The following is an 11264-nucleotide window of genomic DNA, read 5'->3' as shown; positions in this document are numbered from 1 at the left end:
CTTGGTCATGTCGGTCTCCATCGGTTCGTTGGGGTGAGGCGTTGTTGCCTTCATGCGAACCAAGGATTGCAGCCGGAGTGCCAAGTGGGGACACACCCTGAAAGTTGAGGGTTTCTGCGGGGTCGGGGTGGCGTTTACCCTCCATTGACATATTGCAATCTGCAAAATTGCGAAATGCATATTGCGATATGCAGATATCGTTGCAAAATGAAAGGGGCGTCGCCGCCCCTCCACAACCTAACCTTTGGGATAGGATAATTTAGAGCGGTTTTCTGTTAACTGGAAACCGCTCCAGCGGCGACTGCCGCCGCGCCGCACGTGCGGCGTGAAGCCAAGCGGCGGATGCCGCGCCGGCGCCTGAGGAAAACGAAAGACTAGACATGTTTCCGGTCAGCGGAAATATGTCTAGGCCCGTCCGTAATGATCCTCGATGCGCAGGATGTCATCGGGGCTGATGATGGCGCCCGTCTGTACCTCGATCAGGCACAGGTCAGTGTCGCCGTCATTTTCCAGGCGGTGGGGAATTCCGGCGGGAATGAAGACACTTTCATTGACGCGAACGATGCGCCGCTCCTCGCCCAGCGTCACCTGGGCTTCCCCCTGCACCACCACCCAATGTTCGGCCCGGTGATCGTGCTTTTGCAGGGAGATCTTGTGGCCGGGACGGATGGTCAGGCGCAGAACCTGAAAGCCGGGGGCCGCATGCACCAGATGCGAATAGCCCCAGGGGCGGTAGGTGCGGCGATGGTCCAGCCGTTCGGTCCGCCCCTCCGCCTTCAACCGGTCGACAACAGCCTTTACATCCTGCACGCGGGCGCGGTCGGCAACCAGGACGGCATCGTCGGTGGTGATGACCACAAGGTCCTTCACCCCCACCAGTGCCGTCAGCCCGACCTCGCCACGCACCAGATTATTGCTGGCATCGACCAGGATAGCATCGCCCAGCACGGCATTGCCGCCGCCATCCTTTTCCGCGATATCCCACAGCGCGCTCCAGGCGCCCACATCGGTCCAGCCGATGTCGCAGGGCACGATGGCGGCACTGTCCGTCTTTTCCATGACGGCAAAATCGATGGAGATGTTGGGTGCCTTGGCAAAGGCATCCGGATCCAGGCGCAGGAAATCCAGATCGACCCGCGCCGCCGCGATGGAAGCATCCGCCGCCGTCAGCGCGTCGGGGGCAAAGCGTTCCAGTTCAGCCACGAACCGGTCGGCGCGGAACAGGAACATGCCGCTGTTCCACAGGTGCCGCCCGCCCGCCAGATAGGCCTGCGCCACATCCAGCTTTGGCTTCTCCGCGAACTGCTTCACGGCAAAGGCGCCATCGGCGCCGGACACCGGCTCACCCTTCTCGATATAGCCATAGCCGGTTTCCGGGCTGGTCGGCTGAATGCCGAAGGTCACCAGTTTGCCCTGCTGTGCCGCGACGGCACCCGTTGCCACCGCCGCGCGGAATGCATCGGGCACCAGGATGGCGTGATCGGCGGGCAGCAGCAGTACCAGGGCCTGCGGATCATGCCGCGCCGCCAGCCGTGCCGCCACAGCCGCCGCCGGTGCTGTATTGCGTCCGAACGGCTCCAGCACCAGTTCGGTGGGACGGATGCCCACTTCCAGCAGCTGTTCAGCAATGGCGAAGCGGTGTTCCTGATTGCAGATGACGATGGGGTCGGCGAAACCGAAATCCCGGCCCACGCGCAGGGCCGTTTCCTGGATCATGGTCCTGTCGCCGCATAGGTTCAAAAGCTGCTTGGGAAACCGCTCCCGCGATACCGGCCACAGGCGGGAACCCGATCCGCCGGACAGAAGAACGGGGATGATGGTGGCAATGCTGTCAGTCATCTCTGCACATGCAAGGTCGTTCGCAACGAAAGGCGGCAAAGCGTAGGTCAGGTCTACGGACAATCATCTCAATTCGTCATCCCGGCGCAAGCCGGGATGACGCAGGATAGCTTCGTCTGAACCTGACAGATCTAACGCTGGGCGATGGCCAGAACGCCCTCGACGGCCCGGCCACCCTCATAACGGAGCACCATGGGCATGAGTTCCAGGACCTTCAGCCCCGCCTCATTCAGGCTTTCCTGCAAATGCGCCGGATCATGGGCATAGCGCCCGCTTTCCAGCAGGATATAGGGCTTGCCGCCCGATGCCGTTTCCGCCGACACAATCCACAGGCCGCCGGGTCGCAGGGATGCGGCCACCTGCCGGAACAGGTCCCCCACTTCCCCAAAATAGCACAGCACATCACCCGCCGCGATCATGTCAAAGCTGGCGGGCCGCGCGATCAGATAGGCGCCCAGTTCCGCCTGATCCAGCGAGGAATAGAGCCCCCGGCGCAACGCCTGCTGCAACATGGACAGCGACAGGTCGACACCCGTCAGGGTCTTGGCATAGGGCGCCAGATGCGGGGCCGCCAGACCGGTGCCGCAGCCGGCATCCAGAACATCCTTGTCGCCCTGGCCCGGCCCCAGATGACGCTGCAGGGCCTGGCCCAGCGCCTCCGGCACGGCATAGCCCAAGGCACCGATCATCTCGTCAAACCGCTTGGCCGACGCATCGAAGGTCTGGGACAGATAGGCATCGCTGGCCCGCGCCGGGGCCGGCGCTTGCCCCAGGGCCGCCAGCGTATGCTGATACTGCGCCGTCTCGCCCGCCACCCCGCGCCAGCTTTCCAGCAGGCCTTTCAGCGTGGCCTCATCGCCCGAGCGGCGCAGATTGGCAGCGACGGAGCCCAGTTCCACCTGCGCCGGCGTGCTGTCAGGCGCCAGTTTCAGCGCCTTCAGGGCCGCATCAGCCGCCATGTCCAGCCGCCCGACCCCGCGCCAGGCCAGCGAAATATTGATATGCAGCGATGAACTGTCGGGGTCCATGGCCAGCGCCTGCCCGAAACAGGCAATGGCCTCATCATAATACCCGGCCTCGGCCAGGGTCAGGCCCAGATTGGAATGGGTGATGGTCAGATCGGGACGCAGGCGCAGCGCCAGACGGAACTGCTCGATCGCCTCGTCCTGGCGGCCCAGGCGGCGCAGGACCAGGCCCAGATTGCTGGCCGCCTCCGCATAATCGGGCCGGGCCTTCAGAGCGTTGCCATAATGCTCCGCCGCGATCTCGATATGGCCGGCATCATAGAACAGGGTGCCCAGGTTGTAATAGGCCTCGGCGAACAGCGGCTCCCGCTCCAGCGTGTTCAGGTAATGGTTGGCCGCGTCATGCGGGCGGCCCTGCGCCTGGGCCACGGCCCCCTGGTTGAAATGATAGATGGGGTTGTCCGGTTCCAGCGCGGCGGCCGCCGCATAGGCCTGGGCTGCCCCGTCATAATCCTCCAGCGTTTCCAGGGCGACACCCAGGTCGGCGCGCAGCGTGGCATCACCCGGATCGTCCAGGATCGCCTCCCGCAGCAGGGTCACAGCCTCGGCATGGTTACCGGCATCCATCGCCATGCGGCCCATATCTGCGGGGCCACCCACGCCAATGGAGATGTCACTCATGCCCTGTTCCTTCCTGACCGCCGGTTCCGGGATGTTCGCATGGTCCCGTCTTTTCCGGCGCTCAAGATAACCGCTTGGAATCGCGAAGGATAGGGGTCCTTAACGTGCCTGCCCATAAAGGTAGGATCAGCCAGCCTCAGCACTTGCCGAAGAAGGGCTTGCGCCGCTCCACAAAGGCGGTGATCCCCTCGGCAAATTCGGGGCTGTCGATGGCCGACAGGAAGGTTTCCCGCTCCGCCGCCAGCTGCTGCTGGAAATTATGCTCCAGCGACAGATACAGCAGACGCTTGGTTCGTCCCGACGCCAGGGCGGCACCGCCGGCCAGTTTGCGCGCCACGCACCGCGTTTCCTCGGCCAGCATCGGGGCCGGGCAGATGCGGTTGACGATACCCAGTTCCAGCGCCTCCAGTGCCGTCAGCCGCCGGTCCAGCAGCGCCAGTTCCGCCGCGCGGCGCGACCCGACCAGACGCGGCAGGGCGTGGGTGGCGCCCGCCTCCGGCGTGGTGCCCAGCGGGCCATAGGCCATCTGGAAAATCGCGCGGTCCGACGCCACCACCAGATCACAGGCCAGGGTGATGCCGATGCCGGGGCCGGCGGCGGTGCCGTGGATGCCAGCGATCACCGGCTTTTCCATGCGGCGCAGCGCCGTCACTGCCTGATGGGTGAAATCGATCAGACGGGCAATATGGTCGCGCCGTTCGGCGGCGGGCGCCGACAGCAGCTTATGAAAGGCGTGGATATCGCCGCCCGACATGAAGCTGGTGCCCCGGCCCGTCAGCACCAGGACCCGCACCTTGGGATCATTGGCGGCGGCGGTCGCGGCTTCGGCAAAGGCGGCGGCCATGTCCAGGTTCAGCGCGTTCAGGCAATTGGGCCGGTTGAAGGTGATCTCCGCCACCCCTTCCCCGCCATGGCGGGTATAGAGCAGGCAATCGCTGGTGGTCACGGTGCTCATGGCGCCTCTCCCCTTTGCCGGCGGCCCCCTCCGGGCCTGTCGGGCCAAGAGTATCAGAGGTTTCGCAGAAGGGGGGAGCGGAAAGGTAATGACCTTCCGCACACTACCAGATCACTCCAGAGTGAGGGCAACTTGCCCTGTAAAGGGGCTGATGGCGATGTGCCGGAAGCGCGCGCCGGTGCGGGCCGCGAACTCACCGAAGGCCTTGAATTCATGCTCGGCCCAGGTGCGGTTGCCGATGAACTCATCAAAGACCAGCACCGATCCCGGCACCAGCCTTGGTTCCAGCTCGCGCAGTACCGTCACGGTGGAACTGTAGATATCGCAGTCGATATTGACGAACCGCACCGGCCCCGGATGGGCCGCCAGAAATCCCGGCAGCACCTCATCGAACCAGCCCTTATGCAAGCTGACATTGTCCGGCATGGCGGGCAACGGGACGGTATCGCCATCACCTAGGCTGAAGGTCCCCGCCATCTCATTGCCCCAGCCCTCGGGCAGGCCTTCGAAACTGTCAAACCCGTGCGCATGCTGACCAGCAGCATCCGCAATATGGCGCAGCGATGTCCCCCGCCGCACCCCGAATTCCAGTACCAGCCCCGGCACCCTAGCCTGCGACAGGCCAAAGCGCAGCAGGTCGGCGGACACCCCGAATATCCGGCAATCCGGCGCCATCTGCGCCACCAGCGCACGGGCACCGTCCAGGATGGGTGACGTTGCCGCCCCCGCCGCATCTCCACCCGTCAGCACCTCATAGGCCGCCAGGAAGCCCGCATATTTACGGTTGGCCCCCGGACTGGTCACCGCCCGGCGCAGCCGTTCCTTCGCAGCATTCAGACCCTGATCCCCGATGACACAGGCATGGCTGGCAAACCAGGCCGCGCCATGACCCGGATCTTCCGCCACGATCACATCGAAATCGGTCAGCGCCCCTGCAGGATCGCCCAGATAATGGCGCGACAGGGCACGGTGATAGCGTACACCCTTGTTCAACCGCCCCGCCGCCGCCTCAGCATCGACCAGTGCGATGGCCTCTTCATACCGCGCATCCCGGCGCAGGGCATTGGCCAGCATCTCCGTAACCCGCGCATCCAGGGGGTCGGCATCATGCATCGCGGCCAGGATCGGCACCGCCGCATGCATCATGCCCAAACCGTTCAGCGCGCGGGCCAGATCGAAGCGCAAGCCCGCATCATCCGGACGGGCCACCAATGCCGCGCGCAGCAGCGGCAATGCCCGCCCATGTTCGTTCATGCCGATCAGAGCGCGGGCCAGCAGCCCCATGCCGGCGGCATCCGCCGGCTCCCCACCCTCGGTCAGCACCCGCCGCGCCACACGGAACCGCCCCGCCTGCAAAAGCTGGTCGGCCTGCGCCAGGATATCGGGCGGGGTCTGCATAGGGCGGCTTCCGGTCTGTCTCTCGGCCCTTTCTGGTAGAGGCTGCGGAAGCGGAATGCAATGTCCCGCACCGGCCCCTATATCACGCAAAAGATTTGTTATTGAAAAATGACAAAACCCGATTGACGAAGTGGGGAATTAAATTCAATATCCCCATCGATGGTGTTGAACCCATCCGCGGGCATTTGACCTGACAGCTTGCGCCGCGTCACCAAACGCTAAAGCGCCACGAAGCCTCGTGGTGTCCTGAACCTTGAAGGAGACACCCGATGACCTGCTGTTGTCCCTGACACGACAGACACAAGCCACGGCATCACTTATGCCGTAAGGCCCTGATCACGCGAATCAAACCAAGGCCGGAACCGGCGCCTGCGGGCGACCGGCACAGGGGTCCTTATGCCCCGCGGAACCCGGCCACAAGAACCAGATCCATGAAGGGAAAGCTTATGTCCTCCTTCCGTTCCAAGACCGCCGCCCTGCTGCTGACGGGTGCTGCCCTGTCCGCCCTGTCCCTGCCCGCCGCCGCCCAGTCCCCGTCAGAGGTTGAGGCCCTGCGCGCCCAAGTGCAGTCGCTGCTGGCCCGCATTGAAAAGCTGGAAAAGACCCCCAGCACGCCCGCCGGCCCGCCTTCCAGCAAGGACGCCCCCCTGGTCGCCGCCGATGCCTACAAGGCGCCGCAGGTGGTGCAGTCGGGCAATGGCAAGGTGAAGCTGACCCTTTCGGGGCAGATCGGTCGCGCCGTGATCGTGGCCGATGATGGTTTCGACAGCGACGCCATCCATGGCGACAACGCCACCGCATCGTCGCGCCTGCGCCTGTCCAGCCAGGCTAAGCTGGACGATAACTGGACCGCCGGCACCGATATCGAGCTGGAAACCTCGTCCGCCTCCACCCGCAATACCGGCTTCGGCACCGATAGCGGCGCCTTCTCCGTGAATGAACGCAAGGTGGAATTCTGGGTGCAGCACAAAAGCTTCGGGCGTCTCTGGGTGGGTCAGGGCGACACCGCCACCAACCAGACCTCCGAAGTGGACCTGTCGGGCACCAGCACACTGATCAGCCACTCCGATATCGGCGCCACCTTCGGCGGCATCGCCTTCCGCAACAAGGCGACCCGCGCCAACGGCGTCACGGTCAACAACGCCTTCAACAATTTCGACGGCCTGCACCGCGAGGATCGGGTGCGCTACGACACGCCCACCTTCGGCGGCGGCTTCCAGTTGTCGACCAGCTTCACCGAAGGCGGGGCCACCGACGGGGCCGTGCGCTACAACGCCAAGATCGGCGATACCGAGGTGGCCGCCGCCATCGCCTATGCCGATAATGACAGCCGCACCGGCTTCGACACGCAGACCAACGGCTCCATCTCGGTGAAGTTCGCCAATGGCTTCAACGTCACCGCCGCCGCCGGCACGCGCGACCTTGGCCCCCGCGACAGCGATTTCTGGTACGGCAAGGTCGGTTACATCGCCAAGCTGACCAGCATCGGCAACAGCGCCTTCGTGGTGGATTACTTCACCCAGGAGGATTTCGCGGTGGCCGGCGCCGATGCCAAGGCCTGGTCGGTCGGCTATGTCCAGACCGTCGATGCCTTCGCGTCTGACTTCTATATCAGCTTCCGCAACCACAGCTACGACACCCGCACGGCCGATTTCAAGGACGTGTACGGCGTGATCACCGGGGCGCGCGTGCGCTTCTGATGATTGCACCGGGGGGCGGTGGCCGGCTTCCCCAATAGCTGCCACCGTCCCACCCTTAGCGCCCACCCCGATCCCGGAGACAGACCATGACCGGCACAATCTTGCCCATCGCCCCCGTTCCCCACCGTGCGGCGTCTCTGTGTCTGGTTCCGGAAAAGCCGGGCTTCACGGTCGGCCCCGACCTGTCGCCCGACGTGGCCGATGTGGTCCGCATCATCGCGGGCAGCGCCACGGGGGCCGGCGACCTTGCGGAAACACGGCGCATCTTCACCCAGGTGCGCCGCGCCCTGGGGCCGGAGGCACCGGATATCGCATCGGTGCGGGAAGAAACCATCATCGGCCCCGGCGGCCCGCTGCGCCTGCGCCTCTACCGCCCCTCCTTCGGGTTCCGGCCTTTGCCGGCCCTGCTGTTCTTCCATGGCGGCGGCTGGACTGTGGGCGATCTGGACAGCCATGACACGCTGTGCCGGCAGTTGGCGGTGGCCACGGGCCATGCCATCGTGGCCGTGGATTACCGGCTGGCGCCCGAACATCCTTGGCCCGCCGCCATCGAGGATGGCTGGGCGGCGCTGCGCTGGCTGGCGGCCTACGCGCCGCTGCTCGCCATCGATCCGCTGGCCATCGGCGTGGCGGGCGACAGTGCGGGCGGCAATATCGCCGCCGTCCTGGCCCTGAAGGCGCGCGATGCCGGCGGACCGATCCTGAAGACCCAGGTGCTGATCTATCCCGCCGTCGATCTGGCCGCCAGCCTGCCCAGCCATTTCACCCGCGCCGACGGTTATCTGCTGACGCGTCAGGCCTATGTCGCCTATGTCCGCAATTATCTGGCGGGCCAGGAGATAGAGGGCGACTGGCAGGTCTCGCCCTTGCGCGCCGACCGTCTGGATGGCTTGCCGCCCACGGTGATCATCACCGCCGGCTTCGATCCGCTGCTGGATGAGGGGCGGGCCTATGCCGGTCGGCTGGCCGCCGCCGGGGTGCCGGTGCTGCACCGGCTCTATCCCGACATGGTGCATGGCTTCATCACCATGGGCGGCCGCCTGCCCGCCGCCAACCGCGCCATCGCCGATATCGGCCGCGCCCTGGCCTCTTACGACATCTATGCTTTCAGCGACGGCGGCGGGATCTGATCCAGCCACCCGGCGTTTGAGGGCGACGTTAAGCCGCCTTCACCCCCTGCAGGAAGCCTTCCACCACCTTGGTCAGGCGTACCGACTGGTCCTGTACCGTAACGGCGGCGTTCAAGACCTCGCCCGCCGACTGACCGGTTTCACCGGCGGCACCGCGCACGCTGTCGATGGTTTCGGTAACGTCCTGGGTGCCCACGGCGGCCTGCTGCACATTGCGGGCGATTTCCTGGGTCGCGGCCCCCTGTTCCTCAATCGCGGCGGCGATGGCGGCGGCGATCTCATTCACGCGGGAAATGGTGCCCGTGATGGACCGGATCGCCTCCACGGCCTGCTGGGTGGCGGTCTGCACCTGCTGCACCTGCTCGCTGATATCGCCAGTGGCCTTGGCGGTCTGGTTGGCCAAGCTCTTCACCTCCGACGCCACAACGGCAAAGCCCTTACCCGCTTCACCCGCGCGCGCCGCCTCAATGGTGGCATTCAGCGCCAGAAGGTTGGTCTGGCCGGCAATATCGGCGATCAACTGCACCACGGTGCCGATGCGTCCGGCCGCCTCGGACAGGGAATTCACCGTCTCATTGGTGCGGCGCGCCTCTTCATGGGCGGTGCGGGTAATCTGGGCGCTTTCCGCGACGCGGCGGGTAATCTCGCCCAGCGAGCTGGACAGTTCCTCGGTCGCGGTGGCAACGGCCTGCACATTGGCGCTGGCCTGTTCGGCGGCACTGGCCACATTCATGGATTGCTGTGCCGTCTGTTCGGACAGGGCCGACATGGACTGGGCCGATGCGCGCATCTGCGTGCTGGCGCTGCCCAGTTCGCCAACCAGGGCCTGCATGTCGCGGTCAAAGCGCAGCATCAGCTGTTCCAGGGCCTGGGCCCGGCGTTCGCGTGCTTCGCGGGCTGCCGCCTGTTCTTCTTCCAGACGGCGGCGTTCAATGCCATTGGTCTTGAACACTTCGACCGCCCGCGACATATCGCCAATCTCATCGCGGTTGGTGGTGTAACCGACATCGACGCTGAGATCGCCCTGGGCCAGACGGCCCATGGTACCGGTCAGGTCATTAACCGGCCGCGTGATCGACCGGGCAATAACGATCGACGCCCCCACACCCAGCAGGACCGCGATGATCGACATGCCGATGGCCGTGTATTGGATAGTGCTGATGGTGGAGACGACCTGCGGCCCGATCTGGTTCTGCTGCTCGGCCTGCGAGGCGCGGATATCGGCGGTCAGCTTGCTGATCTTGGCCCCGGCTGGGTTCAGCCGGTCAGCAACCGTCTTTTCAATCTCGGTGATCAGGTCCTTCTTGGTCTTTACCCCGTCATGATAGGCGGACATATGCTGCACGACCTCGACCGTCAGGGCGCGCCGCGCACCTCGCGCCTGCTCGGCAAGGGCCTTGGTTCCCGCAACCAACTCAGCCAGCGCTTTGGTCAGCCCTTCGCGCGTCGCGTCATCGTGAAGGTTCTCATAACGCTGCATGTAGAACCGGACCAGCAGCAGGTCGCGCTCGGCATCGGCGATCAAGGCAGTCCCGCGGGCATCGCCCTCCGCCTCGGCCTGACGCAGCAGCTGATCCATTTTCTCCAGCGCTACGGGGCCATTCTTGTCCAGGACATCCGTGGACAATTTGTCAATGCGCGCTTCAAGCGACACGACATCGCCAAACGCAGCCTTGTAGTCCGCGAAGGTCTTGGTCAGATCGGCCAGCAGGGCGCGGCGGCCCGGATTGATAATCGCCTTGTCCGCGTCATCCAGCAGACCATCCACGGTTTTGGCCCGCTCCTGGAACGGCGGCACCAGTGCCTCATCCCCCGTCAGCAGGAAATCCTTCACGCCCAGACGCATCTGCGACACGTTCTGATCCACGCTGGAGATCATGTTCGTATTGCGGGCGATCCGGCGATACTCGGAAAAGCTGCTGTCGATGACCGTCAGGCCGATAATGGCCGCACCACCAACCAAAAGTAGCAGGAACAGCAAAAGCCCCTGGCCGGTGAAGATGCGATGGGAGATTTTCAACTGATCGATACGCATGGCCTGCCCCTTTTTTTGACGCTGGTCGGCATCGGGCTCGCGCTGCGGCAAAACAGCATCGCCACCAGCCTACCGCCTAGTCTTTATTGCCCCAATAAATAAACTTCCTCGTCGATAGACAAGAAGGCGAAGGTATAGGTATTGCTCAACCTAATCTTTTGGATAATGGGCCTCTGCGAGATGATCCTTATCACAGGCCAATCCAAGCATCTGGTGGCAGACATCCACACCCCTGCATGCCAGCGCCAAGCCGCTTGACGCCCCCCTTCGATACTGTTTCAGATACAACAATCATGAATGGGAGGCCGGTTAATGCCGACGCGTGCCGAGATCGAGGCCCTGGACCGCAACGACCCGCTGGCCGGGTTCCGGGATGAATTCACCCTGCCGCCGGGGATCATCTATCTGAACGGAAACTCCCTGGGTCCCATGCCGACGCAGGCGGCATTGCGCGCGGCCGACGCAGCAACGCAGGAATGGGGCGTCGGCCTGATCCGCTCCTGGAATACCGCCGGCTGGTTCGCCGCGCCCTATAAGCTGGGTGACCGGCTGGCCCAATTG

Annotated in this window: 7 protein-coding genes and 1 pseudogene; 3 read left to right on the top strand and 5 right to left on the bottom strand. The window is 64.5% G+C overall.

Annotated elements, in window-relative coordinates:
• Positions 1-405: 405 nt before the first annotated feature.
• The 4 genes from ACT6Q8_RS25420 to ACT6Q8_RS25405 all read right to left on the bottom strand — a co-directional run bounded on the left by ACT6Q8_RS25420 (position 406) and on the right by ACT6Q8_RS25405 (position 5838).
• On the bottom strand, positions 406-1839 hold the full coding sequence (locus ACT6Q8_RS25420) for a mannose-1-phosphate guanylyltransferase/mannose-6-phosphate isomerase (RefSeq protein WP_444735286.1): 1434 nt from the start codon (positions 1837-1839) through the stop codon (positions 406-408).
• Positions 1840-1970: 131 nt separating this feature from the next.
• A complete protein-coding gene (locus tag ACT6Q8_RS25415; RefSeq protein ID WP_054170421.1) occupies positions 1971-3485 on the bottom strand; it encodes a tetratricopeptide repeat protein in 1515 nt (504 codons plus the stop codon).
• A 136-nt stretch (positions 3486-3621) separates the two neighbouring features.
• Positions 3622-4440 carry an enoyl-CoA hydratase/isomerase family protein gene (locus ACT6Q8_RS25410; RefSeq protein ID WP_082372723.1) on the bottom strand — a complete coding sequence of 273 codons (819 nt, stop codon included), beginning with the start codon at positions 4438-4440 and terminating at the stop codon, positions 3622-3624.
• A gap of 111 nt (positions 4441-4551) precedes the next feature.
• A complete protein-coding gene (locus ACT6Q8_RS25405; protein ID WP_444735287.1) occupies positions 4552-5838 on the bottom strand; it encodes a class I SAM-dependent methyltransferase in 1287 nt (428 codons plus the stop codon).
• 446 nt (positions 5839-6284) lie between these two features.
• Between ACT6Q8_RS25405 and ACT6Q8_RS25400 the strand changes: the two genes are divergently transcribed.
• The gene (locus ACT6Q8_RS25400) at positions 6285-7538 is read left to right on the top strand and encodes a porin (protein ID WP_444735288.1); all 1254 of its coding nucleotides are present in this window, start codon (positions 6285-6287) and stop codon (positions 7536-7538) included.
• Between the two features lie 86 nt (positions 7539-7624).
• Complete coding sequence (locus tag ACT6Q8_RS25395; RefSeq protein ID WP_444735289.1) at positions 7625-8668, top strand: alpha/beta hydrolase; 1044 nt, start codon at positions 7625-7627, stop codon at positions 8666-8668.
• 28 nt (positions 8669-8696) lie between these two features.
• Here ACT6Q8_RS25395 and ACT6Q8_RS25390 read toward each other — a convergent pair whose 3' ends face one another.
• Entirely contained in the window at positions 8697-10703 is a 2007-nt protein-coding gene (locus tag ACT6Q8_RS25390) for a HAMP domain-containing methyl-accepting chemotaxis protein (RefSeq protein WP_444735290.1), read from the bottom strand.
• A 312-nt stretch (positions 10704-11015) separates the two neighbouring features.
• Between ACT6Q8_RS25390 and ACT6Q8_RS25385 the strand changes: the two are divergent.
• Positions 11016-11264: pseudogene (locus tag ACT6Q8_RS25385) on the top strand (kynureninase); the annotation flags it as partial.

Source organism: Niveispirillum sp. (assembly GCF_052437035.1).
Lineage (GTDB): Bacteria > Pseudomonadota > Alphaproteobacteria > Azospirillales > Azospirillaceae > Niveispirillum.
The sequence above is the reverse complement of the archived record's forward strand: the minus strand, read 5'-3'. Positions and strand labels throughout refer to the sequence as shown.